The sequence below is a fragment of the Streptomyces sp. NPDC050759 genome, assembly GCF_044456945.1.
Lineage (GTDB): Bacteria > Actinomycetota > Actinomycetes > Streptomycetales > Streptomycetaceae > Streptomyces.
In genome coordinates this window covers 61,494-88,481 of sequence record NZ_JBITGI010000003.1, presented here as the reverse complement: position 1 = coordinate 88,481, position 26,988 = coordinate 61,494, and the positions used below count along the sequence as shown (strand labels likewise).

27 protein-coding genes are annotated in these 26,988 nt (G+C 72.0%); 11 read left to right on the top strand and 16 right to left on the bottom strand.

All coding sequences use genetic code 11. The features are described 5' to 3' along the window. Positions 1-21 precede the first annotated feature (21 nt). From ACIBJB_RS10315 to ACIBJB_RS10300, 4 genes are all read left to right on the top strand, one after another. On the top strand, positions 22-1,059 hold the full coding sequence (locus ACIBJB_RS10315; protein WP_398928633.1) for a PHP domain-containing protein: 1,038 nt from the start codon (positions 22-24) through the stop codon (positions 1,057-1,059). Positions 1,060-1,098: 39 nt separating this feature from the next. After that, on the top strand, positions 1,099-1,755 hold the full coding sequence (locus ACIBJB_RS10310) for an HAD family hydrolase (RefSeq protein WP_398928631.1): 657 nt from the start codon (positions 1,099-1,101) through the stop codon (positions 1,753-1,755). A 29-nt stretch (positions 1,756-1,784) separates the two neighbouring features. Further along, a complete protein-coding gene (locus ACIBJB_RS10305; RefSeq protein WP_398928629.1) occupies positions 1,785-2,954 on the top strand; it encodes an aromatic acid exporter family protein in 1,170 nt (389 codons plus the stop codon). Positions 2,955-3,250: 296 nt separating this feature from the next. Further along, positions 3,251-4,210 carry an SDR family NAD(P)-dependent oxidoreductase gene (locus tag ACIBJB_RS10300; RefSeq protein ID WP_398928627.1) on the top strand — a complete coding sequence of 320 codons (960 nt, stop codon included), beginning with the start codon at positions 3,251-3,253 and terminating at the stop codon, positions 4,208-4,210. A gap of 49 nt (positions 4,211-4,259) precedes the next feature. Here ACIBJB_RS10300 and ACIBJB_RS10295 read toward each other — a convergent pair whose 3' ends face one another. Beyond that, positions 4,260-4,916, bottom strand: coding sequence for a M15 family metallopeptidase (locus ACIBJB_RS10295; RefSeq protein ID WP_398928625.1), 657 nt, complete (start codon positions 4,914-4,916; stop codon positions 4,260-4,262). Positions 4,917-5,020: 104 nt separating this feature from the next. Here ACIBJB_RS10295 and ACIBJB_RS10290 point away from each other — a divergent pair, with 104 nt between their 5' ends. Then, positions 5,021-6,049, top strand: coding sequence for an SDR family oxidoreductase (locus tag ACIBJB_RS10290; protein ID WP_398928623.1), 1,029 nt, complete (start codon positions 5,021-5,023; stop codon positions 6,047-6,049). Between the two features lie 30 nt (positions 6,050-6,079). Here ACIBJB_RS10290 and ACIBJB_RS10285 read toward each other — a convergent pair whose 3' ends face one another. The 5 genes from ACIBJB_RS10285 to ACIBJB_RS10265 all read right to left on the bottom strand — a co-directional run bounded on the left by ACIBJB_RS10285 (position 6,080) and on the right by ACIBJB_RS10265 (position 10,748). Beyond that, entirely contained in the window at positions 6,080-6,325 is a 246-nt protein-coding gene (locus ACIBJB_RS10285) for a hypothetical protein (protein ID WP_398928621.1), read from the bottom strand. A 60-nt stretch (positions 6,326-6,385) separates the two neighbouring features. After that, positions 6,386-7,675, bottom strand: a complete 1,290-nt coding sequence (locus ACIBJB_RS10280; RefSeq protein ID WP_398929816.1) for an ROK family protein — start codon at positions 7,673-7,675, stop codon at positions 6,386-6,388. After that, positions 7,672-8,715 carry a phosphotransferase family protein gene (locus ACIBJB_RS10275; protein ID WP_398928619.1) on the bottom strand — a complete coding sequence of 348 codons (1,044 nt, stop codon included), beginning with the start codon at positions 8,713-8,715 and terminating at the stop codon, positions 7,672-7,674. Before ACIBJB_RS10275 ends, ACIBJB_RS10280 begins: the two co-directional genes overlap by 4 nt. Before the next feature lie 55 nt (positions 8,716-8,770). Continuing rightward, a complete protein-coding gene (locus tag ACIBJB_RS10270; RefSeq protein ID WP_398928617.1) occupies positions 8,771-9,670 on the bottom strand; it encodes a DUF3626 domain-containing protein in 900 nt (299 codons plus the stop codon). A gap of 70 nt (positions 9,671-9,740) precedes the next feature. Then, complete coding sequence (locus ACIBJB_RS10265; protein ID WP_398928615.1) at positions 9,741-10,748, bottom strand: zinc-binding alcohol dehydrogenase family protein; 1,008 nt, start codon at positions 10,746-10,748, stop codon at positions 9,741-9,743. A gap of 151 nt (positions 10,749-10,899) precedes the next feature. Here ACIBJB_RS10265 and ACIBJB_RS10260 point away from each other — a divergent pair, with 151 nt between their 5' ends. Next, entirely contained in the window at positions 10,900-11,487 is a 588-nt protein-coding gene (locus ACIBJB_RS10260) for a CGNR zinc finger domain-containing protein (RefSeq protein ID WP_398928613.1), read from the top strand. On the opposite strand, the gene ACIBJB_RS10255 is transcribed toward ACIBJB_RS10260, so the two are convergent. After that, positions 11,451-12,761, bottom strand: coding sequence for an erythromycin esterase family protein (locus ACIBJB_RS10255; protein WP_398928611.1), 1,311 nt, complete (start codon positions 12,759-12,761; stop codon positions 11,451-11,453). The two genes, ACIBJB_RS10260 and ACIBJB_RS10255, sit on opposite strands and share 37 nt — an antisense overlap. 223 nt (positions 12,762-12,984) lie before the next feature. Between ACIBJB_RS10255 and ACIBJB_RS10250 the strand changes: the two genes are divergently transcribed. From ACIBJB_RS10250 to ACIBJB_RS10240, 3 genes are all read left to right on the top strand, one after another. Further along, positions 12,985-14,262: an aromatic acid exporter family protein gene (locus ACIBJB_RS10250; RefSeq protein ID WP_398928609.1), complete on the top strand. Its 1,278-nt coding sequence runs from the start codon at positions 12,985-12,987 to the stop codon at positions 14,260-14,262. A gap of 35 nt (positions 14,263-14,297) precedes the next feature. Then, a complete protein-coding gene (locus tag ACIBJB_RS10245; protein ID WP_398928607.1) occupies positions 14,298-15,320 on the top strand; it encodes a hypothetical protein in 1,023 nt (340 codons plus the stop codon). A 91-nt stretch (positions 15,321-15,411) separates the two neighbouring features. Then, the gene (locus ACIBJB_RS10240; protein WP_398928604.1) at positions 15,412-16,629 is read left to right on the top strand and encodes a lactonase family protein; all 1,218 of its coding nucleotides are present in this window, start codon (positions 15,412-15,414) and stop codon (positions 16,627-16,629) included. On the opposite strand, the gene ACIBJB_RS10235 is transcribed toward ACIBJB_RS10240, so the two are convergent. Then, positions 16,597-17,322 (bottom strand): DUF2470 domain-containing protein, encoded by a 726-nt coding sequence (locus ACIBJB_RS10235; protein WP_398928602.1) that lies wholly within the window; start codon positions 17,320-17,322, stop codon positions 16,597-16,599. The two genes, ACIBJB_RS10240 and ACIBJB_RS10235, sit on opposite strands and share 33 nt — an antisense overlap. Before the next feature lie 103 nt (positions 17,323-17,425). After that, positions 17,426-18,034 carry a TetR/AcrR family transcriptional regulator gene (locus ACIBJB_RS10230; RefSeq protein ID WP_398928600.1) on the bottom strand — a complete coding sequence of 203 codons (609 nt, stop codon included), beginning with the start codon at positions 18,032-18,034 and terminating at the stop codon, positions 17,426-17,428. 107 nt (positions 18,035-18,141) lie between these two features. Here ACIBJB_RS10230 and ACIBJB_RS10225 point away from each other — a divergent pair, with 107 nt between their 5' ends. Further along, a complete protein-coding gene (locus ACIBJB_RS10225) occupies positions 18,142-19,662 on the top strand; it encodes a cytochrome P450 (RefSeq protein ID WP_398928597.1) in 1,521 nt (506 codons plus the stop codon). Here the strand turns inward: ACIBJB_RS10225 and ACIBJB_RS10220 are convergent. Then, positions 19,630-20,445: a pentapeptide repeat-containing protein gene (locus ACIBJB_RS10220; RefSeq protein ID WP_398928595.1), complete on the bottom strand. Its 816-nt coding sequence runs from the start codon at positions 20,443-20,445 to the stop codon at positions 19,630-19,632. The two genes, ACIBJB_RS10225 and ACIBJB_RS10220, sit on opposite strands and share 33 nt — an antisense overlap. A 162-nt stretch (positions 20,446-20,607) precedes the next feature. On the opposite strand from ACIBJB_RS10220, the gene ACIBJB_RS10215 reads away from it, so the two are divergent. Then, positions 20,608-20,808, top strand: coding sequence for a DUF5999 family protein (locus tag ACIBJB_RS10215; RefSeq protein WP_398928593.1), 201 nt, complete (start codon positions 20,608-20,610; stop codon positions 20,806-20,808). Between the two features lies 1 nt (position 20,809). Here the strand turns inward: ACIBJB_RS10215 and ACIBJB_RS10210 are convergent, their stop codons facing one another. From ACIBJB_RS10210 to rhaS, 6 genes are all read right to left on the bottom strand, one after another. Next, positions 20,810-21,415 (bottom strand): FxLYD domain-containing protein, encoded by a 606-nt coding sequence (locus tag ACIBJB_RS10210; RefSeq protein WP_398928591.1) that lies wholly within the window; start codon positions 21,413-21,415, stop codon positions 20,810-20,812. A 108-nt stretch (positions 21,416-21,523) separates the two neighbouring features. Continuing rightward, positions 21,524-22,825, bottom strand: a complete 1,302-nt coding sequence (locus ACIBJB_RS10205) for an alpha/beta fold hydrolase (protein WP_398928589.1) — start codon at positions 22,823-22,825, stop codon at positions 21,524-21,526. Between the two features lie 104 nt (positions 22,826-22,929). Then, positions 22,930-23,955, bottom strand: a complete 1,026-nt coding sequence (locus ACIBJB_RS10200) for a LacI family DNA-binding transcriptional regulator (protein WP_398928587.1) — start codon at positions 23,953-23,955, stop codon at positions 22,930-22,932. Positions 23,956-24,052: 97 nt separating this feature from the next. After that, positions 24,053-25,477, bottom strand: a complete 1,425-nt coding sequence (locus ACIBJB_RS10195; RefSeq protein ID WP_398928585.1) for a BNR repeat-containing protein — start codon at positions 25,475-25,477, stop codon at positions 24,053-24,055. Positions 25,478-25,519: 42 nt separating this feature from the next. After that, a complete protein-coding gene (locus tag ACIBJB_RS10190) occupies positions 25,520-25,840 on the bottom strand; it encodes an L-rhamnose mutarotase (protein WP_398928582.1) in 321 nt (106 codons plus the stop codon). A gap of 17 nt (positions 25,841-25,857) precedes the next feature. Then, positions 25,858-26,937 carry a rhamnose ABC transporter substrate-binding protein gene (gene rhaS / locus ACIBJB_RS10185; protein WP_398928580.1) on the bottom strand — a complete coding sequence of 360 codons (1,080 nt, stop codon included), beginning with the start codon at positions 26,935-26,937 and terminating at the stop codon, positions 25,858-25,860. Between the last annotated feature and the right edge of the window lie 51 nt (positions 26,938-26,988).

Genomic DNA, 26,988 nt, shown 5'->3' with positions numbered 1-26,988 from the left:
ACCCTGGAGGAGGAGGTGGCGATGGATCCCCTCGAAGCCCTGGACCGGATCGCCTTCCTGCTGGAGCGGTCCCTGGCACCGACGTACCGCGTCCGTGCCTTCCGTACGGCGGCCCGGGTGCTGGCCGAGCTGCCCGCGGACGAGGTGCGCGAGCGCGCGCGGGCAGGGTCGCTGGAGTCGCTCAAGGGCGTCGGTCCGAAGACGGCGCAGGTGGTGCGTGAGGCGCTGGCCGGAGGGGTGCCCGGCTACCTGGAGAAGCTGGAGGGTGAGTCCGCCGCGCCGCGCGCCCGGGGCGGCGAGAAGCTGCGGGCGCTGCTGCGGGGCGACTGCCATCTGCACTCCGACTGGTCGGACGGCGGCAGCCCGATCGAGGAGATGGGCCGGACCGCGGCGGAGCTCGGCCATGAGTGGGCGGCGCTGACCGACCACTCGCCGCGGCTGACCGTGGCCCGGGGGCTGTCCCCGGAGCGGCTGCGGCACCAGCTGGACGTGGTGGCGGCGCTGAACGAGACGTGGGCGCCGTTCCGGCTGCTCACCGGCATCGAGTGCGACATCCTCGACGACGGCTCGCTGGACCAGGAACCGGAACTCCTGGACCGCCTGGACGTGGTGGTGGTGTCCGTGCACTCCAAGCTGCGCATGGACGCCCGGGCGATGACCCGGCGCATGGTGGCCGCCGTACGCGATCCGCACGCGAACGTCCTCGGGCACTGCACGGGACGCCTCCTGACCGGGCGGGGGCGGCCCGAGTCGGAGTTCGACGCGGACGAGGTGTTCGCCGCGTGCGCCGAGTCCGGCACGGCGGTGGAGATCAACAGCCGGCCGGAACGCCTCGACCCGCCGCGCCGGCTGCTGCGCCGGGCGGTCGACGCGGGCGTGCTGTTCTCGGTCGACACCGACGCGCACGCGCCCGGCCAGCTCGACTGGCAGATCCTCGGGTGCGCGCGGGCGGAGGAGTGCGGGGTGCCCGCCGAGCGGATCGTGACCACCTGGGGTCTGGAGGAGCTGCTGGCCTGGTCCCGGGAGGGCCGGGTGCCGTCCCGAGTGGCGAACGTCTGACGTGGTACTGGGGACGGCACGACAGGAAAGGGGCGGTTCATGCAACGCGCGGCTGTGTTCGACGTCGACGGCACTCTGGTGGACACCAACCACCTGCATGTGACGACGTGGTGGGAGGCGCTCCGGCAGGCGGGCCACCGGGTGCCGATGCATGCCGTGCACCGGGCCATCGGACTCGGCTCCGCCGACCTCGTCGCCCATCTCCTCGGCGACGACCGCGACCAGGACCGGGACGATGAGCTCAGCGCCGCCCACAAGGCCCTGTACGGGCAGTACTTCGATCGGCTGCCGGCGCTCCGGGACGCCGGGCGGCTGCTGCGCCGCCTCGACCGGGACGGCTGGCGGGTGGTGCTCGCCACCTCGGCGGGCGGGGCGGAGCTGTCCGCGCTGCGCCGGGCGATCTCCGCGGACGACGCGATCACGGCCACCGCGAGCGCCGACGACGTGGCGGAGGGCAAGCCCGCCCCGGAGCCCGTGGAACACGCGCTGGAGCTGGCCGGGGTGCCCGCGGAGCGCGCGGTCTTCGTCGGTGACACCGTCTGGGACATGCGGGCCGGCTCCCGGGCGGGCGTGCGCTGCGTCGGCGTCCTGTGCGGCGGCATCCCTCGCGCCGACCTGGTGGAGGCGGGCGCGCAGGCGATCTACGACGATCCGGCCCATCTGCTGGCATCCCTTGCGGACAGTCCTTTGGCATGACCTGCCGTACGGCACGGAACCCACAGCAGATGACTGGTGTGACGGAAGCTCTACGTCGACAGCCCCGCCCGACGCACGCGGTACGGGAGGAGGCACATGCCGTCGGCCGGGCGGCCCGTGCCGCCTGCCGTGGGCCCGGGCGGGAGCGCGATCTGCTCGTGCAGTCGCTGAAGGCCTCGGCCGCCGCGATCCTCGCCTGGCTCGTGGCGGGCGTGTGGATGGGCGATCCGATGGCCCTGATGGCGCCCTGGGTGGCGGTGGTGCTGGTGCAGGCCACCGTGTACAGCTCGCTGGTGCAGGCGGTCCGGCAGTTCACGGCGATCTGCGCCGGGGCGCTGCTGGCGTCCCTCGCCCTGGCCGTCACCGGGAACACGCTGGGTGCCGTGGCGCTGTCCGTACCGCTGCTGATGCTGCTGGCGAACTGGCCGCGCTTCGGCGACCAGGGCATCTACGGCGCCACCACCGCGCTGTTCACCCTCGCCACCGGCGCCGCCGACGTCCACGCCGTCGGCCACCGGGTGGGCCAGGCCGCGCTCGGCGCGGTCATCGGTGTCGCCGTGAACGCGTTCGTGCTTCCGCCGATCCATCTGCGGGACGTACGCGAGAACCTCGCGGCGCTGGCCCGGGAGGCGGGCGACGTGCTGCACAGCGTGGCCGGTGACCTGCGGGACGGCGACTGGGACGCGCAGCGCTGGTCGCATGCCTCGGCCCGGCTGGAGCGCCGGCTGGACGCGCTGCGGTCCGCCCGTGGCTGGAGCCGGGAGAGCCTGCGTCTGACGGCCGCCCCGCGGCGTGCCGTACGGCGGCTTCCCGAGTCCGTCCCGCCGGAAGAGGACGACGAGCGCTGGAGCCGTGTCACCGGGCACATCCGGGCGCTCACCCGGACCCTGGCCGTGGCCGCCGACGACGGCCGCGCCCCCGTTCCGCCCTCCGGGGCGGTGCTGGACGCGTACGCCGACCTCCTGCAGCTGATCGGCGACGCCTGTCACGCGGAGAGCGACCGGCTGCTGACGGTCGACGGCGCGGCCCGTCAGGACGAGCATGCGGAGTCGGCGATGCGGGAGCTGCGCGAGCAGCTCCAGGACGGGCTGCGGGAGCACGCCGGGCAGCGGGCCGACGGCGCGACGGTGCTGGGGAGCCTGCTGCTGCAGGCCGAGAACCTGTGGAGCGAGACCGTGCCGACCGGTCGGCACGGGTGACACAGCTCACCCGACAACGCCCCGAACGGCGGAACACCACAGGGTCGTTGCCCGTTGAACAGACCGTGGGTACGGACGGGACAGTGTCCCCGGGCCTCACCTTTTGCCCACAGGGACGATCGTTCGGCTGAAGCCCTGTGGAGCCTTTCGCCGAGAGGCGACCGCCGTCCGTGCCCACCGCGAGACCGCCCCGACCGTGATTCCCCCGTCCGGTCGGGGCTTCCTTTTGTCCCGGCCCGGTGCCCCGGGGGTGTGGGCTTGACTTCGAGAGCACTCCAATTCGTAGCGTTCCCGTCATGAGCACTGCACAGCACAAGATCGGTTCGGGGTTCGGCGCCCACAGCACCGCCGACGACGTTCTCGCGGGCATCGACCTGTCCGGCAAGCTCGCCATCGTCACCGGGGGCTACTCGGGGCTCGGTCTGGAGACCACCCGCGCGCTCACGAAGGCGGGCGCCCGGGTCGTCGTCCCGGCCCGGCGTCCCGACACCGCCTGGAAGGCCCTGGCCGGCCTCGACGGTGTCGAACTGGACGAACTCGATCTCAGCGACCTGGACAGCGTGCGCGCCTTCGCCGAGCGGTTCCTCGACTCGGGCCGCACGGTCGACTTCGTCATCGACAACGCCGGGATCATGGCCTGCCCGGAGACGCGGGTCGGGCCGGGCTGGGAGGCGCAGTTCGCGACCAACCACCTCGGTCACTTCGCGCTGGTCAACCGGCTGTGGCCGGCGATCGAGCCCGGCGGCGCCCGCGTGGTCTCGGTGTCCTCGCGCGCCCACCACTTCTCCGGGATGCGCTGGGACGACGTCCACTGGCGGACCGGCTACGACAAGTGGCAGGCCTACGGTCAGGCCAAGACGGCGAACGTCCTGTTCGCGGTCCACCTCGACAAGCTCGGCGCCGACCGCGGTGTACGCGCCTTCTCGCTCCACCCCGGCGGCATCCTCACCCCGCTGCAGCGCCACCTGCCCAAGGCGGAGATGGTGGAGCGCGGCTGGATCGACGAGCAGGGCAACGCGCTCAACCCCTCGGGTTTCAAGAGCCCGGAGCAGGGCGCGGCCACCCAGGTGTGGGCGGCGACCTCGCCCCAGCTGGCCGGGATGGGCGGGGTCTACCTGGAGGACTGCGACATCGCCGAGCCCGCAGTCGACGGCGACGAGTCCAGCGGCGTCAGGGCGTGGGCGACCGACCCGGAGCAGGCGGAGCGCCTGTGGACGCTGTCGGCGGAACTCACGGGCGTGAACGCGTTCGCCTGAGCCGACGGCTCGAATGCTCTGCCGGTGGCTGCGGCGGCTGTCGGTCCCGTCAGCGGCTCTCGAGTTCCTTCGCCGCGTACAGCGCGGCGGGCGCCCCCGTCTGCAGAGCCCAGTAGCGGTCGCCGTAGGACCAGTGCCACCACTCGGTCGGATAGTTGACGAGGCCCGCCGCGCTCAGCGCCTCGCCGAGCACGGCCCGGTTGGCCTTGGCCTCCTCGGTGATGTTGGCGGCGTCCGTGTAGCAGGCGCCGTCGCTCTCCTCCGGGTTGGCGTTCATGGCGGTGCCCAGGTCGGGTTCGCGGCCGTCGGCGTCGGTGAGGGTGAGATCGACGGCCGCGCCGGCGCTGTGCGGGGCTATCTCGGGCGGGGAGACGTAACGGCTGGCCGCGCTGCGGATCCGGTCGGCGGACCAGTCCGGGTGGGCGGCGCGCAGTCCGTCGGCGTACGTCTCGAAATAGTGCCGCTGGAGGGCGGGCGGCCGGTACCCCTCGACGAAGAGCAGGCGCAGGCCGTCGGGCAGCAGGGCCTGCGCCCGGAGCAGCCGGTCGAGGACACCCTGGCGCAGAAGGACCTCGGCGCCCCGGGAGTCCTCGTGCTTGCGGTCGTCGACGCGCAGGTGGGCGCTGACGTCCACGAGGGGTTCGCCATTCTCCTCGACGGGGACGGCGGCGACACGGGCGTCGGACATCAGGATGATCTCACTCATGGATTGATCATCTCGTGGCCGCGGACCGTGCCGTGCACCGCGTGCATCACCGGAGGGCGGGTACTCGGGCGTCTCCCCGCCCCAGCGGCCCGAAGGAGCCGAACGTGAGCACTTCAACCGGCAGCAGGATCGTGGTCACGGGCGCCACCGGCAACGTGGGAACCAGCGTGGTGCGCCTTCTCTCCGAGGATCCGGAGGTCGGCTCCGTACGGGGCCTGGCCCGGCGGATCCCGGACTGGTCGCCCGCGCGGACCGAGTGGTCCGCGGTCGACCTCGCATCGGAACGGACCGATCTGACCGAGGAGTTCGCGGGCGCCGACGCGGTGGTCCATCTGGCGTGGGCGTTCCAGCCGACGCACGACCCGGCGACGACCTGGCGCACCAACGTCCTCGGCTCTATCCGGGTGTTCGAGGCGGTCGCGGCGGCCAAGGTGCCGGCGCTGGTGCACGCGTCGTCCGTGGGTGCCTACTCCCCGGGTCCGAAGGAGCACGCGGTGGACGAGTCGTGGCCGACCCACGGCTGGCCGGACGCCGCGTACTGCCGGGAGAAGGCCTATCTGGAACGCGCCCTGGACACCTTCGAGCGCGACCACCCCGCCGTCCGGGTCGTACGGATGCGTCCGGCGTTCCTCTTCAAGCGGGAGTCGGCGAGCGAGCAGCGCCGCATCTTCGGCGGCCGTTTCCTGCCGGGCCAGCTGGCGCGGCCCGATCTGCTGCCCTTCCTCCCCGACATTCCCGGTCTGCGGGTGCAGGCACTGCACACCGACGACGCCGCTCAGGCCTACGTCCTGGCAGTGCGCTCGGACGTGCGGGGCGCCTTCAACCTGGCGGGTGAGCCGCCGGTCGACGCCGAGTTGCTGGGCGAGATGCTCGGCGCCCGCCCGGTACGGCTGCCGCGCCCCGCGGCCCGCTCGGCGATCGCGGCCGCGTGGGGCCTGCATCTGCTGCCCGCGTCCCCGCATCTTTTCGACGCGGTCCTGCGGCTGCCCCTGATGGACTGCACGCGTGCGCGTACGGAACTCGGCTGGCACCCGGAGCACACGGCCACCGAGGTGCTGGAGGAGTTCCTGCACGGGATGCAGCAGGGCGCGGGGGCGCGGACGGAGCCGATGAAGGGCCGCAAGGTCGGCTGAGCAATCCTTGCGGCCCATGCGGCCCGGGCGTCAGCCGGTGGACTCCTCGGCTCCCGGGTGCTCGGGGTGCACGGTGTCCGACCGCGTCGCCCCCTGCCGGCCGGTGCCCGCCTCGTCGGTGTCGGGGACGGCCCCGGGCTCGTCGTCGGCACCGGGCTTCTCGTCCGGGACGGTGGCGGCGTCCCAGGGGTCCTCGCCCTCGCCCGCCTGCTGGTCCGGCAGATCCCGCGGGACGGGGTCACCGTTCTCGCCGGGTGCTTCGTGACGGTGGTCCACGGCGTCCTCCTTCGCGTGCCTGGCGGGAGCGCGAGTACCTCCGCGCAGGTCGGCGAAACGTCAGTGCGGGGCCCGCTCCTCCAGGGCCGTCCGCCAGGCCGGTGCCGGTCCCTCGGGCGCGGGTTCGGGTCGCCGGCCGCCGCGGGCGAAGAAGTCGGCGAGCGGGAGGATGGCCGCGCCGACGGTGACCGCGTCGGGCCCGAGCCGGCCGAGGTCGACGGTGACCTTCTCGGCCGGGTACCGCAGCGCGTACGCCGTCGCGTGGCGCCGTACGGCGGGCAGGAATCCGGCGCCGAGCTGGAGCCCGGCCCAGCCGCCCACGATGATCCGCTCGGGCTGGAAGAGGTTGATCAGGTCGGACAGGCCCGCGCCCAGGTACTCGGCGGTCTCCTCCAGGACGGCCAGGGCCACCGGGTCGCCCTCGCCGCCCTCGGCCGGGTGGGCTGCGGCGAGCATCGCGGTCAGCGCGGTCTCCTCGTCGACGTCCTCGGGCGGGCGGCCGCCCGCTTCGCGCCAGCGTTCGAGCAGCGATTCCGCGCCCGCGTAGGCCTCCAGGCAGCCGAGGGCACCGCAGCGGCAGCGGCGCCCCCTGACCCGTACGGTCAGATGCCCCCATTCGACGGCCCGGCCGTGCTCCACCTCGGGCGTCACCAGACAGGCGCCGAGGCCGGAGCCGAAGAGGACCACGACGGCGCTGCGGGCACCGCGGCCGCCGCCGAACCACATCTCGGCCTGGCCGAGGGTCTTGGCGCCGTTGTCGATGAAGTACCGGACGCTGCCGGGCAGCGGGGAGCCGGTGCGCAGCAGTGCCTCCAGCGGGACGGCGTCCCAGCCGATGGTCTGTCCGTGCACGACGGCCCCGCTGCGGGGGGTGTGGGCGACGATGCCGGGCACGCCGATGCCGACGCCGAGCAGCGCCTCGGGCTCGGTCCCGGTACCGGCGAGCACCTCGGCGATGCCGTCGCGGATGTGCCCGACGATGGCCTCGACGTCGTAGCTCCGCTGGGTCAACGGCCTTTCGGCGCGGGCGAGTTCGGTGAGGGTCAGGTCGAACAGCTCGACGCGCACCCGGGTCTCGCCGACGTCGACGCCGATCATGTGGCCGCTGCCGGGCGCCACCCGCAGCAGGGTGCGGGGGCGTCCGCCGTCGGAGTCGACGCTGCCGGCCTCCTCCAGCAGGCCGTCGGCCACCAGGTCGGCGACGACGTTGCTGACCGAGCCGGAGCTGAGCCCGGTGACCGGGCCGAGTTCGAAGCGGCTGAGGGGGCCGTCGAAGTAGAGGCGCTGCAGTACGGCAGTGCGGTTGGCGCGTCTGAGATCGCGTACGGTGCGTCCGTTCACGGTGCTCAGGCTCCCGCGACCCGGGCGAGGGCCTCGATCTCGTCCAGGGCGGCGACGAGTTCCGGTGCCACCGCCGACTGGACCCAGCGTTCCTTCTCGTCGTCGACCGCCCGCGGGACGGTCTCGGTGAGCATGATCAGGTAGAGGTAGGCGCGGTACAGGGCCAGACGCACCCGGGCCGGCACGTCGAACTCGGCCCGGCCGCCCTCCTCCCGGTAGCCCGCGAGAAACGCCTCGTCCTTCTTGATGTCCCCGAGCAGCGCGAGCGAGACGAAGTCGGCGAGGGGGTCGCCCCAGAGCATCCGCTCCCCGTCGATGAGCCCGCCGATACGGAGCTCCCCGTCCGCCCGGCGGTCCAGCAGAATGTTGCCGTCCCACAGGTCGAAGTGGACCAGGGCCGGCACCGTGACCTCGTCGAGGGTGGGGAAGCCGGCCCTCAGGGTGCTCGCGACCTGGTCGACGGAGCGGGGCAGCCGTGCTCCGTAGTCCCGGGCGTCGTCGAGGATGGCCTCGATCATGGCGGTGAACGCGGTCCGCCAGTCGGGGGCGAGGGGTCCGAGAGCACCGGAGGGGTAGCCGAAGCCCGGCCCGGTCACCGTGTGCAGCCGGGCCACCTGGCGGCCCAACTCCCTGCGCAGTTGCGCCCGTTCGGCTTCCGTCACCGAGCCGTCCCAGGGCTCGCCGGGACACGCGGTCATCAGCAGATGGGGTACGGCGGTGTCCTCACCGAGGGCCACGACGTGCGGTGCCGCGACCTCGGCCACGGCGGCGGCGCGGTAGAACTCCGCCTCCGAGACCAGGAGTTCCCGCTCGTAACGCAGGCCGGGAACGGTGGACGCGGGCGGGACCTTGAGGACGTAGCGGGTGCCGTCGGTCAGAAGGAGCTCCTCGACGGCGTTGTACGTGCCGCCGCTCAGCGGCCGCAGCCCGACGAGGCGGCCGGGGTCGAGACCCGCGCCCTCCAGTACCTGTCGGGCCCATTCCCAGGAGTCCACCAACGTCCCGCCCCCATCTCTCCGCTCGGCAGCCGTCCGGTCGGTGTCGAGCATGCGTTCCCGGAACAGAGTACGGAACGTGTCCCGCACACCGAGGCCATTCGTGGGCCTACGCGCCCGGGGTGCTCACCACCGGCGTCCGGCCCCCCGCGGCCTCCCCCGCATGAGCCGTCGCCTCCGGCGCACCGAATCGGGCCAGCGTGTGCCAGACCATCTTCAGGTGCTGGAGTTCGTAGCGGCCCGTCCGGGCGGCGTCACCGATGATGCGCGGGTCGACCACGCCGTCCTCCGCGATGCTCGCGCCCAGGTCGGCGTACTCCTGTCCGCGGTAGTCGGCGTGGCGGTGCAGTTCGGCGACGGTGATCCGGTAGCCGGGGTGCCACTCGACGGGGACGGGCAGCAGGTGTGCCGCCGCCTCGACGGGGGTGTTCCGGTAGCTCGCGTCCAGGACGAGTGCCTCCACATCGCGGGCCAGGTCCACGCCGCCGTGCACCTGGGCCTCGATGTAGTCGTTCAGGGCGTCCTGCTCGTCCGCTTCCGCGAGGGCGATCAGGGACATGCCGGCGGCGACCCCGAAGTGGACCGGCTCGGCGGCGCTGTCGGGGTAGCAGAAGGTGGCGCGGGCCAGCGGCTCGCCGGTCAGCCGGAAGTGCGAGGAGCCGAACCGCGGGGCCGCGCCCACGACTTGACGACGGAAGTTCAGCGCGCCGTACACGGGCCGGTCATGGGCGTCCGCGTCGTCGTAGGCGCCGCCGAAGATCCGGCTCTCCCAGCGCCAGCGGTCGCCGCCGGGGTGCGCGGTCAGCCCGCCGTTGCTCGTGCCGGTGACGAACTGCGAGTGGTAGACGCCGTCCTGGGCCAGGGCCTCCAGGAGGGGCAGGCCGCGCGCCACGCGGTCCGGATGGAAGTTCAGCGTGATGCGCGCGTCCGGGGGGACGGCCGGCCCCTCCGAGACGGCCGCCACATGGTTCAGCGCTGCCCGTGCTCGAGCCGATCCCTCTGGATCCATCGGCGTCTCCTCACCCGCGACTCACCCACGACACTCCGGATGATCACCTGGCGAGGAGGACGGACGCATCTCATTTGCCGAATTCCGGTCCGACCGAGAGCACGATCTTGCCGCGGTTGTCACGCCGTTCCAGCCGCTCGTGCGCGGCCCGCGCCTCTTCCAGGGGTACGACGGTCTCGATCGGCACGCGATAGCGGCCGGCGGCCACCCGGTCGGCCAGTTCCCGCAGGTCGGGGCGGGGGTCGTAGCCGTGGAGCTGGAGGTTGGTGAGCTGGAAGCCGAGGATCGAGGCGTTCTTGGGATAGAAGTCGCGGGTGTCGACTGTGCTCGGTTCCAGGGCGACGTTGGCGAGGGCCACGACCCGCCCGCCGTGACCCACTTCACGCAGGCTGTGCCCGAAGGCCCGGCCGCCGACGGTGTCCAGGACTACGTCGGCGCCACGGCCGTCGGTGAGCCGGAGCACCTCCTCGACCTCGGCGTCGTCGGGGTGGGCGGAGGTGTCGACGGTGACGTCGGCACCGAACTCCCCCGCCCAGGCGGCCTTCTCGGCCGAACCGGCGAGGGCGAGGACCCGCGCCCCCGCCTCGGCGGCGATCTGCACGGCCGCGGTACCGACACCGCTCGCCGCCGCCTTCACCACCACGGTGTCGCCCTTGGCGACACGGGCGAGATGCCGCACGCAGTACCAGGCGCTGAGCCAGGCGATCGGCAGGGCCGCCGCCCGGGCCAGGTCCACGCCGTCGGGGAGCACGACCACCTGGGTGGCGGACACCGTCGCCAACTCGGCATAGAGACCTGACGACTTGCCGCCGTCCAGGGCCATGACCCGCTGTCCCGGCGCGAAGTCGGTCACGCCTTCACCCACCTCCACGACGACGCCCGCGGCCTCGGCGCCCGGGATGAGCGGCGGGCGTCCGCCGCGGTGGTAGAGGCCGGCGCGGAGCAGGGCGTCCGCCCGGTTCACCCCGGCCGCGGCGATCCGCACCAGCACCTCTCCGGGGCCCGGTACCGGGTCGGGGACGTCGACCGGCACCAGTACCTCCGGTCCGCCGAACCTGTCGATCCGCACCGCACGCATACCGCACCTGCTCTCTGCCCGGCCACCCGAGCGACTGACACCCGTTGAAGTGGTGTCGTGAAGTGGTGTCACCATCGGACACCTCCTCAACCGGTGTCAAGAGGCTCGGCCCATCGATCCGACACCCCATGAACCGGTGTACGCTCGACGCATGACCGGCAGCCCCGCCCCCGCCGACCCGGCACTCGCGTTCCCCTTCATCGGCGGCCGCCCCTGTCTGGACTTCGCGGCCACCCTCGGCAAACGGCACGCCACGCCACTGGAACGACTCCCCGACACCACTGCCCTCGCGCGCTGGTTCACGGAGGCGGAGCTGGCCACCGACGGGGGTGCGGTGCGGGTCACGGCTCGGGACCTGACGGACGCCCGCCTCCTGCGCGAGGCCCTGTACGGCCTGGTCCGCGCCGCGATGGCCGGCCGGGAACCCGAACCGGCCGACGTGGAGCGGGTCAACGCGGTCGCCGCCCAGCCGGATCTCGCGCCCCAGCTGGGTCCGGTGCGGTGGACGGCGCGCAGTCCGGCCCGCGCGGCCCTGGCGACGGTGGCGCGGGACGCCGTACTCCTGGTGCGGGGCCCGCTCCTGGAGCGGGTCAAGGAGTGCGAGAACCCGGACTGTTCCCTGCTGTTCCTGGACGACTCGCAGGCCCGCCGCCGCCGTTGGTGCTCGATGGACCGCTGCGGCAACCTCGCGAAGATCGCCGGTTACCGGTCCCGCAGCCGGGCCGCCTCCACCCGGTGAAGGTGGATCAGGATGTCGTGCGTGCGGGCCAGGGCGACATCGTGCGGCCCGTCGGGGTAGGCGGTGCCGATGCGGTAGGTCGGGCGGGCCTGGCGGAGCCACGCGCGCGCCGGTGAGCCGACCGTCCGCAGGTCGACCGCGTAGTCGCGGTACCTCACCCGGTCGAGGGTCCACTCGTTGCTGCCGGGGGCGGCCGGGCCCACCGTCCAGCGCCGTACGGCGGTCTCGTCCTGGTCGGTGGCGTTGAACGAGCCCCGGTCGAACGTCAGGCCGATGTTCACGTACGCCGCTCCCAGACCGTCGCGCAGGAAGGCGCCCTGCATCTTCGGGTAGGCGGGGTCATAGCTCTCGTAGCCGACATGGGCGTCGTGCGCGGACAGCAGGACCCTGGTCCCGGTGTGCCGTTGCCACCAGAGCACGTTGGCGGCCATCGCCCGGTCGCGGTAGCGCATGGCCTCGGCGATCTGTCCGGGCTCCTCGAAGTCGAAGGCGTACTGGCGGGCGGTGCGGTCGATCGCCGTGGCGTCCTGGACGGTCCGCTCGCCGGCCCCCGCCCGCTTCACCAGCTCCAGTGCCTCGCTGGTGCGTTCGGCCATCTCCCTGCGTTCGGCGTACGGCTTGCCGAGGTAGCTCTCGATGTACGTTCCCGTCGGCGCGGTGGGCCGCAGCCCGCGGTACAGCCCCTTGAGGCGCTCGCCGGAGCCGGGGTCGGCGGCGGCCACACGGGCCACGACCCTGTCGTACACCTCGGGGCCGGTCCAGGCGGTGTCGTCGCCGACGAAGTGGACGGGGTCGGCGGGGTGGCGGATGTTGTACCCCCGCATCCACTCGACGAGCCGCAGATAGTCGGTGTTGTTCCACCACTGGTAGTCGCGCTGGAACTCCTCGCGCATGATGCGCCGCGGGTCTCCCTTGCCGTGCACCACGTAGTCGTCGAGCCGCAGGCCGGTGCTCCAGGGGGCCTCGAGGGCGAAGGTACGAAAGCCCTTCTCCTCGACGAGGTGGCGGAAGAGGCGGTCCTTGAGGGCGAAGAAGTCGTGCGAGCCGTGCGTGGCCTCGCCGACGCCGACGACCTCGGCGTCGGCGATCATCCGGTCGAGGGGTCGCAGATCGCGGGTGTCGCCGCCGGGTTCGACGGTCCGAAGCGGGTGCGCGGTCCGGTCGAGGGCGTCGACGACGGACGGGGCCGGTGCCCGGGTCGTCGCCGCCGCCGGCGCGACCGTGCCGAGTGTGACGATCAGGGTCAGGATGGTCGAGGTCCGTTTCCAGGTCATCGCTCCACGCTTTCGCGCCCGACCGGCCGCGGGCCATCCGGCGGTCCACCGTCGACGCCGGGGGTTTTCCCCAGGGACCGCCCGAGGTTGCCGGGTGTCCGCGATCACTGCCCTGGCCCCTTGCCGTCAATCGGCCGCACCCCACAAGGTGGGCACGCTTGCGGACAGTTACGGTCCGCAAGGAGTGCACCGGACGTCTATGTGGAAGAGGAACACACTGAGGATGCGACATGTACGTGAGTGGACGGCGTCCCTGGTGCGGTTTGTGAAGCGGCGCCGGGACCCTGTCCTCGTGCAGACACTGCGGTCGGCGGGCGCGGCGACGATCGCGTACGTCATCGCGCTGCGGCTCAGCCCCGAGGCGGCACCGCTCACGGCTCCCCTGACGGCGCTGCTGGTCGTGCAGGTCACCCTCTACTCCACGCTCACCACCGGCATCCGCCGGGTGAACTCCGTGGTGACCGGAGTCCTCGTCGCCATCGCCTTCAGTCTGCTGGTGGGTCTGACCTGGTGGAGCCTGGCCCTGCTGATCGTGGCGTCGCTGGTGGTCGGACGGCTGGTGCGGGTCGAGGAGTTCGTGCCCGAGGTGGCGATCAGCGCGATGCTGGTGCTCGGGGTGACGACCGTCGGGGACACCGCCTGGGCGCGCGTGGTGGAGACGCTGATCGGCGCGGTCGTCGGCCTCGCCTTCAATCTGCTGCTCGCTCCCCCGGTGTGGGTGGGCGAGGCGGGCGAGTCGATCGAGGGGCTGGCCCGCCGGGTGCGGAAGCTGATGCTGCGGATGGGCGAGGAGGCCGCGGGCCGTACCCCCGTGGAGCTGGCGACGGCCCGGCTGTACGAGGCGCGCGAGCTCGACCACGACATCGTCGAGGTGGACGCGGCCCTCCGGCAGGCCGAGGACAGTCTCAAACTGAACCCCAGGGTGAAGGAGGGTCTGCTGCACCGGGTGGTGCTGCGCACCGGCCTGGACACCCTGGAGATCTGCACGGTCGTGCTGCGGGTCCTCGCCCGCACCCTCACCGACCTCGCGAAGGAACGCGACCCCTTCGCCGACGAGCCCTACGCGATCGACGAGGGCCAGGCTCCCGAGCCGCTGTTCGGGCCCGAGACCGGTCGTACGGTGGAGCAGTTGCTGTCCGAGATCGGTGACGCCGTGGTCAGCTTCGCGGTCCTGGTCACCACCCATGTCAGCGTGAGCGCCGAGTCCGCGGAGGCCCGGCTCACCGCCGAGCTGCGCCAGGCCACGGCGACCCGCGACAAACTGGCCCAGCTGCTGCTGGAGGAGGTCCAGCGCGACTCCCGCCACTGGCAGCTGCACGGCGCCGTCCTCACCGAGGTCAACCGCATCCTCGACGAGCTCGACACCGAGCACCGCTCCCGCCGTCTGCTGGAGGAGCTGGACAAGGCCGCCCGCGAGCAGCGTGAGCGGATGCCGCATCTGACCCGGCTCCAGGAGCGGTGGCGCGGGAACCGCCCGGTGCTCTCCCGTCGTTCCAGGTGAGACAGGCACATCGAGCAGACACAGGGGGCGGGCCGATGACCGGCACAAGTGTGCGGATCGACGGGAACACACTGCGGCTGCCGGGCGGTGCGGCGGTGCGGTTCGTCCGCACCCTGCGACTGCCCGAGACCGGCACGCATCCGCTGCCGCCGGGGCTCGGCGAGTTCCCGGTGCGTCGCGTCTCCGACTACGCCGACACCGTGCCGGAGCAGTGGCGGGCCCGCGGCGGGGTGATGCTGCCGGTGTATCTGCGCGAGGCGATGTGGCTGAGCTTCGGCAGCACCACCGAGCCCGCTGCGCTCCAGGTCGGGGTGGGCAAGGTGTGCGCGGTCTCGGGGAAGCCCTGGAGCGACCGGCTCACCCGTGACCCGCAGAACTACGTGGTCCTGCCCCGGCAGCCGTGGCTGGACGGCATCAACTCCGGCAAGGGGACGGTCCGCCAGTTCGTCGCCGTGCCGCTCGGGCTGGGCGCGACCGTCGAGGGGCAGGTCACGGGCGAGGAGGTCTGGGGCGGTGTCCAGCTGCAGTCGTTCCCGCTGGTCGAGGAGCGGCTGACCGAGTGGCGCCAGGCGCAGCGGCGGCTGCGGTTGGCGAGCAGGCCCACCATGGGTTACGGCGCTGCCGTGCCCATGGCGATGGCCGCGCCCGCCGCTCCGGCGGGGGCGCCCCGCAGTGCTCCGGCCATGGGGCTCGGCGTCGGGGGTTCCATGCGCCAGGAGGTCTACCGGGACGACCGGCCGCTGTCGGACTGGGCGGACACACCGGCCGGCCGGGTGTTCGTGCACCTGGTGACACCGCCCGAGTGGCGCCGCATCACCGGCGAGGCTCCTCCGCCGTCGCCCGTGGACCGCGCCGCGTACACCCATGCGGGACTGCCCTGGTTCGACTACTACGACCAGGACGCGGAGGACCTCGCCCCGACGGACCCCCTGGAGGGCGTGAAGCCGGTCGGAGACTGGCTCGGGGACGATCACGAGCCCTGGCAGCCGCCGGGATCGCACCAGGTCAAGAAGCTGGGGGACGCACCGGGCAAGCCGGTCCAGGACGGCGACTGGTAGCGGGCCGCGCGGGCTCGGGTTGCACGGGGCGCGTGATCCGGGTGAAGGTGGCTGTCACGACCGCGACGATCGATCACCGGGGTGCGCAGGGATGGGCAGTGCGAACGGCGGCTGCAGCAGGCGCGGCTTCGTCGGCGTTCTCGCGGGAGCCGCCTCGGGACTCGCCGGCTGCTCGACGTCGTCCGGGTCGTCGGCGGAGTCGGTGCCCTCGCGGACTCCCGGCTCCCCTGAAACGGTCTCACCGAGCCCCACGAAAGCACCGTCCGCTCCGGCTCCGACCGGCCCGCGGCCCCTCTACCTCGGCACCTACACCTCCGCCGAGGGCGGCGGCAACGGCATCGGCGTCGCCAGGTACGACGCCGACAGCGGGCGTATCACCGGCACCGGCACGATCACTGGCGTCACCAATCCGTCGTATCTCGCGCTGCACCCCGACGGCCGCACGCTGTACGCGGTCGACGAGCAGGACGCCGGTGCCGTGACCGCCGTACGCCTGTCCGACCGCAAGGTCCTGGGGAGCCGCGGCACCGGCGGGGCGGGGCCGTGTCATCTGTCGGTGCATCCGGGCGGCCGCTGGCTGCTCAGCGCCAACTACGGCTCCGGCAGCGTGGCCGTGCACCCGATCGCCTCCTCGGGAGCGCTCGGCGAACGCAGGGAAACGGTCACGCACTCCAGTCCGGCGCCGGGGCCCGGCCAGGAGGGTCCGCACGCCCACCAGTTCCTCACCAGTCCCGACGGCGGCCATGTGCTCGCCGTCGACCTGGGCACGGACACCGTCTACAGCTATCGCCTGAACGAACGGACCGGCGCTCTCACGGAGGTCTCGCGGGCCCACACCCGGGCCGGTGCCGGACCGCGCCATCTCACCTTCCATCCCGGGGGGCGGTACGCCTACCTGGCCAACGAGGTCGACAACACGGTGGCGGTCTGCGCCTATGACCGCAGGACCGGGCGCCTCTCCGTCGGGGCGGCGCAGTCCACGGGAACGGGCTCGGGCACGAACTACCCGGCGCAGTTGCTGGTCACCGCGAACGGCTCGTACGCCTATCTGGCCAACCGGGGCCACAACAGCCTCACGCGCTACGCGGTGGAGGCGGACGGCGCCCGGCTCCGGCTGCTCGACACGGTTCCGGTGAACGGTGACTTCCCGCGGCAGATCGCCTTCTCGCCGGACGGGACACTGCTGTTCGCGGCGAACCAGAGGTCCAGCAGTGTCAGCGTGTTCCACGTGGACGCGACGAGCGGTGCACTGCGGCGCGCCGGCGAGCCGTTCGCCTCACCCGTCGCGGTCTGTGCGCTGCCGCTGTAGGGCACGCGGGCAGGACGCGGCGCTCGCCTGGGCCAGCAGGACGTGCATGCGCTCCGTCAGCCGCGCCACGTCGTCGGCGGGCGCGTGGAAGGGCAGGCGTACGTCGCCGTGGGCGCGGGCGCGCTCGATCCGCAGCGTCAGTCCGTGCCGGTCCACGGCGAGGGGCTGGACGCGGACCGCGCCGTGCAGACTGTCGGCGTCGACGAGCCGGGTGAGCCGCTCGACCGCGTCGGGGTGGCAGTCGGCGAGGTGGGTGAGCAGCCGGGCCTCGGCCGTGGCGAGCGGGTCGGGCGCGGCGGCGGCGAACTCGTCGAGGTCGACGACCACCGCGCCGGACGGCCTGCGCAGCACCACGCGCGTGGTCGTGAACTCCAGCCGGCCGTCCACGGGGACGAACCACCCGGCGATCCAGAGCCGGGCGCGGATACGGCTGCGCAGGGGGACAGGTGCCACGTCGGCGAACTCCAGGACGGCGGACGGCTCGCCGCGGGGCGCGCAGATCGCGGCCGCGACCAGGGTGCTGTCCTCGGGCACGTCCAGTGTCACCCGCCCGTCCTCGGCGACGGTGTGCGCGCCGACGAACTCCTCGCGGCCGCCCTCGGCGGTCACCGCACAGGACCACGAGGCGGCGAGCACCGACCGGGCGTGCTCCGCCGCGGAAGGCGCGGCCGTCCAGGTTTGGCTGTCACCCATCACTGTCACCCATCCATTGCCGCATAAGGTAAGCCTTGCCTAACCTATCGAAGATCGGCGACGAAGCCAACCTTGGGGTGCGTGATGGACGGGCGACTTCCGGTCAGGGCCTGAGGACGCCGAGCAGGGCTCGTGCGCACAGATCGCGCACCTGTTCCCGGGAGAGGTCGGAGCCCCTCAGCCACTCCAGACAGACGGCCGTGGTGAAGGCCAGCCAGCCGCGGACGGCCAGCTGAAGGTCGGGGCGTTCCTCGGCCTGTGCCCGGAACTCCGGATCCGCGGCCAGCGCCGCCAGGATCTGCCGCTCCTGCGCGGCCAGCGCCCGCTGGTAGACCTTGCGGACGGACTGGTCGCCTGCGGCGTCGGCACGGTGAAAGGCGCGGTAGCCGTGCGCGTGCGCCGACACGTACTCCAGATAGGTGTCCAGCCCCGCGGTGAGCTGCTCGCGCACCGGGATGCCGGGCACGGCCGCGGTCATGGCCAGCATCCGCCCGCTCTCGCGCTCGACGACCGCCGCGAAGAAGTCCCGCTTCGTCGGGAAGTAGTGGTAGAGCAGCCCGCGCGAGACACCGGCGATCTCGGCGACCTGCTCGATCCACACCTCGTCGTACGGGCTCTCCGAGAACAGCCTCGCCCCCACCGACAGAAGCTGCTCGCGGCGCTCCTCGGTGCTGAGCCTGCGGCGCGTGCGCTCGCCCTGCTTCCCGGCCATGCCCGCACTTTACTTGACGCCGGTTCAACAACGGGATCAGACTGAGGCGCGTTATTGAACCCACGTACAACGCGCTCAACTGCCGCTGGATCAAGGGAGATCTTGTCATGGCGGAGACGACGACAAGGGCCGCGCAGCCCAGGGGTTTCCGCAGTGCCGAGCTGGGCTGGCCGGAGCTGCACCGCATTCCGCACCCGCCGCGCCGGCTCCCCCTGCTCGGTGACGTCCTCGGCGTCAACCGGGCCACCCCGCTCCAGGACTCCCTGCGCTTCGCCCGCCAGTTGGGGCCGATCTACCGGCGCAAGGCGTTCAACCGGGAGTTCGTGTTCGTCTGGGGTGCCGAGCTGGTGGCGGATCTGGCGGACGAGTCACGGTTCGCCAAGCATGTCGGTCTGGGGGTCGCCAATCTGCGGCCGGTCGCCGGTGACGGGCTGTTCACCGCGTACAACCACGAGCCGAACTGGCAGCTGGCACACGACGTGCTGGCACCGGGCTTCAGCCGCGAGGCGATGGAGGCCTACCACCCGATGATGCTGGCCGTCGCCGGGCGGCTGACGGACCACTGGGACCGCGAACAGGCGGCGGGCCGGTCGGTGGACGTCCCCGCCGACATGACCAAACTGACCCTGGAGACCATCGCGCGGACCGGGTTCGGCCATGACTTCGGCTCTTTCGAGCGGGACCGGCCGCATCCCTTCGTGACGGCCATGGTGGGCACCCTCACCTACGCGCAGCGCCTCAACTCCGTGCCCTTCCCGGCTCTTCTACGGCGTGCCGCGCAGCGCAACGCGGACGACATCGCCTACCTCAACCGCATGGTCGACGACCTGGTCCGGGCCCGGCGCGCGGCGGGCGGGGACGGTGACCTGCTGGACCGGATGCTGGAGACGGCCCACCCGGAGACCGGTGAGCGGCTGTCACCGGAGAACGTCCGCCGGCAGGTCATCACCTTCCTGGTGGCCGGCCATGAGACGACGTCGGGCGCGCTCTCCTTCGCCCTGCACTACCTCTCCCGACACCCCGAGGTCGCGGCACGCGCGCGTGCCGAGGTGGACCGCGTCTGGGGCTCGGCCGCCGTACCGGGGTACGACCAGGTGGCGAAGCTGCGGTATGTGCGCCGGGTGCTGGACGAGTCGCTGCGGCTGTGGCCGACGGCACCCGCGTTCGCCCGGGAGGCCCTCCAGGACACCGTGCTGGCCGGGCGGCATCCGATGCGCCGCGGCGCGTGGACGCTGGTGCTCACGCCCATGCTGCAGCGCGACCCCGAGGTGTGGGGCGCCGACGCCGAGCGGTTCGACCCGGACCGCTTCGACCCGAAGGCCGTACGGTCGCGTCCCCCGCATGTCTTCAAGCCGTTCGGCACCGGGGCGCGGGCCTGCATCGGGCGGCAGTTCGCGCTCCACGAGGCCACGCTGGTGCTCGGGCTGCTGCTGCGCCGCTACGAGCTGCGGGCCGACCCCGGCTACCGGCTCAGCGTGACCGAGCGGCTGACGCTGATGCCGGAGGGGCTGCGGCTGCACTTGGAACGGCGGGCGAGCAGTGGCCCCATGGCCGTCCCCGGGGCGGATTCCGACGAGGCCCCGGCCGCCTCGGAGTCACGCTGTCCAGTGTCCGGGGCGGGTGACTGAGTCCGGCAGCCGAGTGCCGGCGCTGCCCCGGGCCGCGTTCAGCTGGGGCTGGGTGAGGAAGAACGCGCCGGTCAGGTCCGCATCCGTCAGGTCGGCGTCGCGCAGGTCGGCGCCGATCAGATCCGCGCCGCGCAGGTCGGCGCCGGTGAGGTCGGCCGCGATGAGATAGGCGCCGCGAAGGCTCGCTCCGCGCAGGTCGGCGCCCTTGAGACGGGCGCCCATCAGGTCCGCGCCCCGGCGGTTCTTCTTCTTGCCGCCCATGCCCGCCCTCACCAGTTCGCTGGTCCGCAGCAGGAGGACGTTGACCTCCTGCCGGTGCGCGGGGACGTCCAGCGCGGCGATTTCCTCGGAGGTCCCCCGGGTGAGCGCGTCGGTCCGCTCGAGCAGGCGGCGGAGGTCGGCGTGGACCGGGCGGGCGGCGGGCAGGGTGAGCGCCTCGCTGAGGTACCAGAGCAACTCGTGCAGCTGGCGCACGACCGGGAAGACGTCGAACATGCGGCGGGCGTCCTCGCGCGGGCCGGTACGCCAGTCCCGGCCACCGAAGGTGACCTGCGAAACCTTCTGTCCGGCGCCGAAGCAGTCGTAGACCGTGCATCCGCTGTAGCCCTCGACGCGCAGCTTCGCGTGGATGCCGCACCGGTGGTCGTCCCGGAGGTTCGGGCAGGGCGTGCCGGCCGGCTTGTCGCGGGCGAAGTCCGCGGAGGCGGTGAAGGGCAGGGCGACACAGCACAGGCCGAAGCACCGCGCGCAGTCGCCGCTGAGGTCGATCAATTGTTCTTGCATCGCCTTCAGCCTAACGGCCCCGCGGACCGGCCCACCTGACGAGAACTCACCGATGAGATTCCGGCGATGTGGGGGTCTTCTCATCCAACGGAAAACAAGCTCGGCTACCACAGAGATGACCGGCCGAACCGAGGCAGGAGCCGAACGCATCGAGGAGACGTCATGTGCAGCCACCAGCCCCCGTGCCCCACCGCCGACAGCCCCTTCCACCACACCGCGGTGATCGTCTCGGCCCATCCCGAACAGGGCTGGAGCCTGCTGTGCAACGGCACCATCATCTTCGACGACACCGGTGAACTTCTGCCCGACGGACGGGTCGTCAGCCCGCACCGTGCACCCGGCACGCTGGCCACGGCCGCCTGAGTCAATACCGTTGCGCCTTCGCCAGCTTGGGTGTCAGCACCGGATCGGTGGGCTTGCGGCTGACGGCGACGGGCTGGGCCTTCTCCCCCGGCTTCAGGTCCTCCGCGCCGACATACCGGGTCTCCACCACCTTGCCCGACGAGTCCAGGAAGTCGACCTGGGCGGCGTAGGAGGCCGTGTTGCCGGTCTTGTTGGTGATGGTGACGACGACGGCTAGCAGACCGCCGGTCTCGGAGCGCGGCTTGCCGGTCATAGTGACGTCGGACATGGCGTTGCCCTGTCCGTCGACCTTGGCGAGTTCGGTCCGCGCGGCTTTGTTGGCGCGTTCCGTCTCGGCGGAGACGGAAGCCTCGAAGGAGGAGGCGGCGGCCGAGGCGGACGCGGCCCGCTTGGATGCCTCGGCCCGCACCGAGGCCTTGACGGACTCGAGCGCTGAAGCCGCGTTGCCGGAGAAGGAGGCCGTGTCCGGGGCCGTGGGCGTGGCGGAGGACGTCGACGAGCCGCCGGAGTCGTCGTCGCAGGCCGCCAGGGTGAACGCGCTCGCGGCGGCCACGGCCACGGCGAGGGCGGCGATCCGGGACCGTCCGTGGGGTGACGGTGTGCTCATCGACTGACGTCCTCTCGACTCCGGCGTCGACGCATGACCGAAATGAACCTTATGCCGGAATCGAGGGCGCGGCATGTCGCCGCCCGCGGGCCGCCCGGGTGTCCGGCGTCAGACCTCCCCGCGAGCGAGGGCGAGCAGCCGATCCAGGACGCGGGGGCCGCCCGCGCGAACGCCGTCGTGTTCGAACTCGTCCGTCACCCAGGTGCGCAGACCGCGGATCGCGCGGGCGGTCTCGAGGGAGTGGGCCGTGTCGACGTACATGTCGTCGTGGTAGACGGCCGCGGCGACCGGGACCTCGTTGGCGGCGAGGCGGGCCGGGTCGTACAGGGGCCGCCAGTCGGTGCGGGCGGCGAGGAGCTCGGCGGTCTCGCGCAGAGGGCGCAGGGCCGGGTCGCAGTCGAACAGCCAGGGGTGGATGGACTCGCCGGTGAACAGCAACGGCTCGTCGCCGGCGAGCGTCTTGGCCGCGTCGAACTGCGGGAACTCGGTGCGTACCCGTTCGGCCGACCAGGCGGTGGGCCGCTCGTCCTGGCCGTAGGTGGCCTCGTGGACGAGGGCGTAGAGCGGGTGGGGGGCGTACGAGAGGAGGCCCTGGACCTCTTCCTGGAACGCGTCGGAGAGCTCCGGGCCCTGCGCGGTGCGGACGAAGGCGTGCTCCAGGAGGTAGTGCAGGCGGTGGCTGCCCTCGCTGCCGCCAAGGAGGATGCCGAGGGACTGGAAGGCCTCGACGGTCAGGCGGTAGCCGTTCGGCAGGGTGACGTCGCGGGTGAGGAGATGGTCGGCGATACGGCGGGCCCGTTCGACGTCCTGTGGATAGCGGGCGTAGTGCGCGGCGACCTTGCGCTCCACGCGCGGGTAGGCGGCCCGGTAGACGTCGTCGGCGTGGGCGTCGAGGGAGGGCAGGCCTCCGGTGATGAGGGCGGCGGCGAGGCCCTGGGGGGCGAGGGACAGATAGGTCGTGGCGCAGAAACCGCCGAAGCTCTGGCCGAGGACGGTCCAGGGGGCGCCGCCGGTCACCTGGGCGCGGAGCGCCTCGCAGTCGCGGACGATGGAGTCGGCGCGGAAGCGGGCCAGGTAGTCGGCCTGTTCGGCGGGGCCGCCGCGCAGCGGGAGCGTCTGCCGGTTGGCCGGTGTGGAGTGGCCGGTGCCGCGCTGGTCGAGCAGGAGGACGCGGTACTCCTTCAGGGCCCGGCCGAACCAGGCCCCCTTGCCGACGAAGCGGTTCGCCCCGAAGCCCGGGCCGCCCTGGAGGTAGACCAGCCACGGCAGGTTCTGGCCCGCCTTGTCGCTCGCGACGGCCTCGCGGGCATAGAGCTCGATCGTCTCCCCGGCCGGGTCGTCGTGGTCGAGGGGGACGGTGAAGCGGCGGTCGGTGAGGACGAGGCCGGGCTGGCGGTAGGTCGCGGTCAACAGGGCTCCCGGGACGGACGGACATTCTGTGGACGCGTCCCAGTTCAGCACAGGTTCGTCCGCCTTCCGACCCCTTCGATCATGAAATCTTACTGACTCTCGGGTCAGCGCGCGGCCAGGCTGGAGCGCCGCACCACCAGTTCGGGCTGGAGCACCACCCGGCGGTGCTCGTGGCGCTTGCCGCTGGTCTCGGCCTCCGTCTCCTCCAGGAGCAGTTCGGCGGCCAGGGCGCCCATGGTGACGGCGGGCTGGCGGACCGAGGTGAGGGGGACGGCCGCGGCGGCGGCGAACTCGATGTCGTCGTAGCCGACGATGGCGAGGTCGTCGGGGACCGTGATCCCCGCCGCGTACATGGCCTGCAGGACGCCGAGGGCGAGCAGGTCGTTGGCGCAGAACACGGCGGTCGGGCGGGCGGCGAGGCCGAGGAGACGGGCGCCGGCGTCCCGGCCCGCGGCCACGTCGAGCCGTTCGGTGGGCAGCTCGCGCAGGTTGTCGGGGCCCAGGCCGGCCTCGGCCAGCGCGTTGAGGGCGCCGGTGCGGCGGTCGCGGACCTGGTTGAGGCCGGGCGGGCCGCTGACGTAGGCGATGGAGCGGTGCCCGGCGTCCACGAGATGGCGCACGGCCAGGGCGCCGCCGGCGACGTCGTCGACGGAGACCGAGCACTCGGTGGTGCCCTCGGCGACCCGGTCGACGAGGACGAAGGGGATGCCGTGGCGGCGGAAGGAGTCGATGTTACGGCCGGAGGCGTCGGCCGGGGTGAGCAGGACGCCACGGACCCGCTGCTCGGCGAAGAGGGACAGGTACTCCGCCTCCTCGCTCGCGCTCTGGGCGCTGTTGCAGACCATCACGCCGAGGCCGTCGTCGCGGGCGGCCCGTTCGGCGCCGCGCGCGACGTCGACGAAGAAGGGGTTGCCCATGTCGAGCACGAGCAGACCCATGATCCGGCTGCGGCCCGCGCGCAGCTGACGCGCGGACTCGCTGCGGACATAGCCGAGCCGGTCTATCGCGGACAGGACGCGCGCCCGGGTCTCGGTGGCGACGGAGTCCGGACGGTTGATGACGTTCGAGACCGTGCCGACGGAGACTCCGGCGGCGCGGGCTACGTCCTTGATACCCACCGACTGGGCCATCGGGCAGGGACCTCCAGGAAGACGGGGAGCGACAGGAAGACGGGGGCGACAGGACGACCTTCACATTATCGTCGAGCCGCCCCCACACCGGTCACGATCAGGCAGGCAGTGCGAAGTCGACGACGTGCAGCGCCGATGGGGTCGTACCGCTCGACTTCTCCTGGTACATGAACGACAGAACGTTGTCCTGTGCGATCCGCATCTCGTCGATCACGACCTCGCCGAAGGCGTTGAGGCCGCTGCCGTCGAACAGGATCTTCCAGTCGGTGTACCCGGACGCCTTGGAGGCGGCGGCGATCCGGCCGAAGGGGAAGATCGCGTAGGCGTTGTCGTACCTGTCCAGGATCAGCTTGGTGCGCTGGCTGGAGCCGAGCACGACCGGGATCTCGGTCTTCTGCCAGGTGCCCGAGGAGTTCTTGCGGACGTGGAAGGCGCGGCCGTTGGTGGTGCGGTCGGAGACGTAGTTCGTGGTGCACTGCCCGAAGCGGCCGGGGACGTACGAGATGATCGCGTGCGGCAGGCCGGAGGAGTCGGTGGACTGGCTCTCCTGGTTCATCAGGGAGTGGTCCGGGTTCAGTGCGTCGATGACCAGGCCGCTGTCGGTGACGGCGACCTTGTCGGAGCCGCCGGTGGTGCCGACGACGGTGCCGGCGTTGTTGCGCCAGGTGCGGCCGCGGTCGTCGGAGTAGACGTAACCGGTGTCGTGGTTGGTGATGCCGCCGCTGGAGCACATCACGGCGCCGTTCTGCTCGCGCCAGGTGAAGAAGGAGTGCAGCCGGCCGTTCTTGTCGTAGTCGATGCCGTGCAGGTACATGTTGCGGGCCGTCGAGGAGCCGTGCTCGCTGGTGTAGGTGCCGGTGGAGGCGGACCACTCGCCGAGGTCGGTCCAGGTCGAACCGTCGTACTCCGCCAGGGCGTTGCGGCCGTTGCCGGATATTCCGCGCCGGTAGCTGAGCTGGAGCTTGCCGTCCGGGGTGGCGACGAACTGCGGGTAGGTGAACTGCGTCGTGAGGGCCACTCCGTCCAGGGTGGACTGGGGTGCGCCGAACCGGGCGGTGGTCCAGCTCAGTCCGGACGGGTTGTCCATGAGGCCCGCGACCGACTTGACGTAGGTGAAGCCGTCGCTGTGCGAGTCCATGTTGAGGTGGAGGCGGCCGTCCACCTTGGAGACGCCCATGGAGATGACGTTGTGGGAGTCGCTGGTCTTGAGGGTGTGTCCGACCTGGACGGTGGACCAGGTGCTCCCGCCGAGGACGCGGCGGCCGACGACGGCGTTCTTGTCGGCGGTGTACCAGACGGCGTACTGGTAGCCCTTGTAGGTCAGCAGGCCGTTCTTCTGGAACGAGTTGTTGTTGACGAGGCCGTCGTAGGAGACGAAGAAGACCGCCTGGCTGTCGAGCGTGGTGGTGCCGGTCCGGGTGACGGAGGGACCGGGATCGGCGGCGCGGGCGGTGCCGCCGGTGAGCGCGGTGGTGGACATGGCGGACACGATGGCACCTGCCAGCAGTGTGCGTCTTTTCATGGTGCGGCTCCTGCGGTCCTGATGGGGCCTTACGGGGAGGGGTCAGGCGAGGTGGAAGACCTCGGTGAGCGGTTTCATCGCCTCGTCGGGGCGAGCTCCGTCGAGGGACTCGAAGAACTCGCCCATCTCGGCCTGCCAGCGGGCGTTGACCTCGGTGGCGTCCATACCGGCCTTGGCGGCCTCGAAGTCCTCGGTCTCCAGGTAGCCGACGAGCAGGCCGTCGTCGCGCAGGAAGAGCGAGTAGTTGTGCCAGCCGGTGGCCGAGAGTGCGTCCAGCATCTCCGGCCACACGGCGGCGTGTCGTTCGCGGTACTCGGCGAGCTTGTCCTGACGGACCTTGAGGAGGAAACAGACGCGCTGCATGAAGTACCGCTCCGCGACTAGAAGTTGAACTGGTCGATGTTCTTGGCGGTGAACACGGTCGGCTTGCCGAGGTTGATCACGCCGTCCTTGCCGATGATGTACGTGGTGTCGCCGGCCTTGAAGGTCTCGCCCTCCTTGCCGGTGATCTGGCCGGAGACCAGGGCGACGGCGGTCTGGGCGGCCAGCGCGCCGAGCTTCGACGGGTCCCACAGCTCGAAGCCCTCGACCGTGCCGTTCTTGACGTACTTGCGCATGTCGTTGGGGGTGCCGAGGCCGGTCAGCTTGACCTTGCCCTTGTACTTGGAGCCGGAGAGGTACTGGGCGGCGGCCTTGATGCCGACGGTGGTCGGGGAGATGATCCCCTTCAGGTTCGGGTACTCCTGGAGCAGGCCCTGCGTCTGCTGGAAGGACTGCTGGGCGTCGTCATTGCCGTAGGCGACCTTGACGAGCTTGATGTTCTTGTACTTGGGGTCCTTCAGCTCGTCCTTCATGAAGTCGATCCAGGTGTTCTGGTTCGTCGCCGTCTGCGCGGCGGACAGGATCGCGATCTCGCCCTTGTAGCCGATCTGCTCGGCGAGCAGCTGGACCTCGGTGCGGCCCAGGTCCTCGGCGGAGGCCTGCGACACGAAGGCGTTGCGGCAGTCGGCCTTGGTGTCGGAGTCATAGGTGACGACCTTGATGTCGTTCTTCATGGCCTGCTTGAGGGCGGTGCACAGGGCGCCCGGGTCCTGCGCGGACACGGCCATCGCGTTCACCTGCTGCTGGGTGAGCGTGTTGACGTAGGAGACCTGCCCGGCGGTGTCGGTGGCGCTGGACGGGCCGACCTCCTTGTACTTCGAGCCCAGGTCCGTCAGGGCCGCCTCGCCGCCCTTGTCGGCGGAGGTGAAGTAGGGGTTGTTGACCTGCTTGGGCAGGAAGCCGACGGTCAGGCCCTTCTTGGTGGCCGCGTTCGGGTCGGCCTTGGCGGTCGAGGCGGCCGAGGCGCCCTCGTCCTGCACGTCCTTCTTGGTGGTGCCGCCGCACGCGGTGAGCGCGAGGGCGAGGGAGGTGCCGGCGGCGAGGGCCGCGCAGGAACGGCGGAGGGATGACTTGCGCATGACGGAACTTCCTTACGACGGTGAGCGGATACGAGGTTTCCTTGGGGCTTC

What these genes read in the sequence shown, in the direction of transcription:
- ACIBJB_RS10305 (WP_398928629.1), top strand. Translation starts at nt 1,785, where the DNA reads ATGACTGGTGTGACGGAAGCTCTACGTCGACAGCCCCGCCCGACGCAC.
- ACIBJB_RS10310 (WP_398928631.1), top strand. Translation starts at nt 1,099, where the DNA reads ATGCAACGCGCGGCTGTGTTCGACGTCGACGGCACTCTGGTGGACACC.
- ACIBJB_RS10300 (WP_398928627.1), top strand. Translation starts at nt 3,251, where the DNA reads ATGAGCACTGCACAGCACAAGATCGGTTCGGGGTTCGGCGCCCACAGC.
- ACIBJB_RS10275 (WP_398928619.1), bottom strand. Translation starts at nt 8,715, where the DNA reads ATGCTCGACACCGACCGGACGGCTGCCGAGCGGAGAGATGGGGGCGGG.
- ACIBJB_RS10225 (WP_398928597.1), top strand. Translation starts at nt 18,142, where the DNA reads ATGGCGGAGACGACGACAAGGGCCGCGCAGCCCAGGGGTTTCCGCAGT.
- ACIBJB_RS10315 (WP_398928633.1), top strand. Translation starts at nt 22, where the DNA reads ATGGATCCCCTCGAAGCCCTGGACCGGATCGCCTTCCTGCTGGAGCGG.
- ACIBJB_RS10245 (WP_398928607.1), top strand. Translation starts at nt 14,298, where the DNA reads ATGACCGGCACAAGTGTGCGGATCGACGGGAACACACTGCGGCTGCCG.
- ACIBJB_RS10240 (WP_398928604.1), top strand. Translation starts at nt 15,412, where the DNA reads ATGGGCAGTGCGAACGGCGGCTGCAGCAGGCGCGGCTTCGTCGGCGTT.
- ACIBJB_RS10295 (WP_398928625.1), bottom strand. Translation starts at nt 4,916, where the DNA reads ATGAGTGAGATCATCCTGATGTCCGACGCCCGTGTCGCCGCCGTCCCC.
- ACIBJB_RS10265 (WP_398928615.1), bottom strand. Translation starts at nt 10,748, where the DNA reads ATGCGTGCGGTGCGGATCGACAGGTTCGGCGGACCGGAGGTACTGGTG.
- ACIBJB_RS10230 (WP_398928600.1), bottom strand. Translation starts at nt 18,034, where the DNA reads ATGGCCGGGAAGCAGGGCGAGCGCACGCGCCGCAGGCTCAGCACCGAG.
- ACIBJB_RS10235 (WP_398928602.1), bottom strand. Translation starts at nt 17,322, where the DNA reads ATGGGTGACAGCCAAACCTGGACGGCCGCGCCTTCCGCGGCGGAGCAC.
- ACIBJB_RS10215 (WP_398928593.1), top strand. Translation starts at nt 20,608, where the DNA reads ATGTGCAGCCACCAGCCCCCGTGCCCCACCGCCGACAGCCCCTTCCAC.
- ACIBJB_RS10200 (WP_398928587.1), bottom strand. Translation starts at nt 23,955, where the DNA reads ATGGCCCAGTCGGTGGGTATCAAGGACGTAGCCCGCGCCGCCGGAGTC.
- ACIBJB_RS10250 (WP_398928609.1), top strand. Translation starts at nt 12,985, where the DNA reads ATGCGACATGTACGTGAGTGGACGGCGTCCCTGGTGCGGTTTGTGAAG.
- ACIBJB_RS10270 (WP_398928617.1), bottom strand. Translation starts at nt 9,670, where the DNA reads ATGGATCCAGAGGGATCGGCTCGAGCACGGGCAGCGCTGAACCATGTG.
- ACIBJB_RS10260 (WP_398928613.1), top strand. Translation starts at nt 10,900, where the DNA reads ATGACCGGCAGCCCCGCCCCCGCCGACCCGGCACTCGCGTTCCCCTTC.
- ACIBJB_RS10190 (WP_398928582.1), bottom strand. Translation starts at nt 25,840, where the DNA reads ATGCAGCGCGTCTGTTTCCTCCTCAAGGTCCGTCAGGACAAGCTCGCC.
- ACIBJB_RS10210 (WP_398928591.1), bottom strand. Translation starts at nt 21,415, where the DNA reads ATGAGCACACCGTCACCCCACGGACGGTCCCGGATCGCCGCCCTCGCC.
- ACIBJB_RS10220 (WP_398928595.1), bottom strand. Translation starts at nt 20,445, where the DNA reads ATGCAAGAACAATTGATCGACCTCAGCGGCGACTGCGCGCGGTGCTTC.
- rhaS (WP_398928580.1), bottom strand. Translation starts at nt 26,937, where the DNA reads ATGCGCAAGTCATCCCTCCGCCGTTCCTGCGCGGCCCTCGCCGCCGGC.
- ACIBJB_RS10255 (WP_398928611.1), bottom strand. Translation starts at nt 12,761, where the DNA reads ATGACCTGGAAACGGACCTCGACCATCCTGACCCTGATCGTCACACTC.
- ACIBJB_RS10195 (WP_398928585.1), bottom strand. Translation starts at nt 25,477, where the DNA reads ATGAAAAGACGCACACTGCTGGCAGGTGCCATCGTGTCCGCCATGTCC.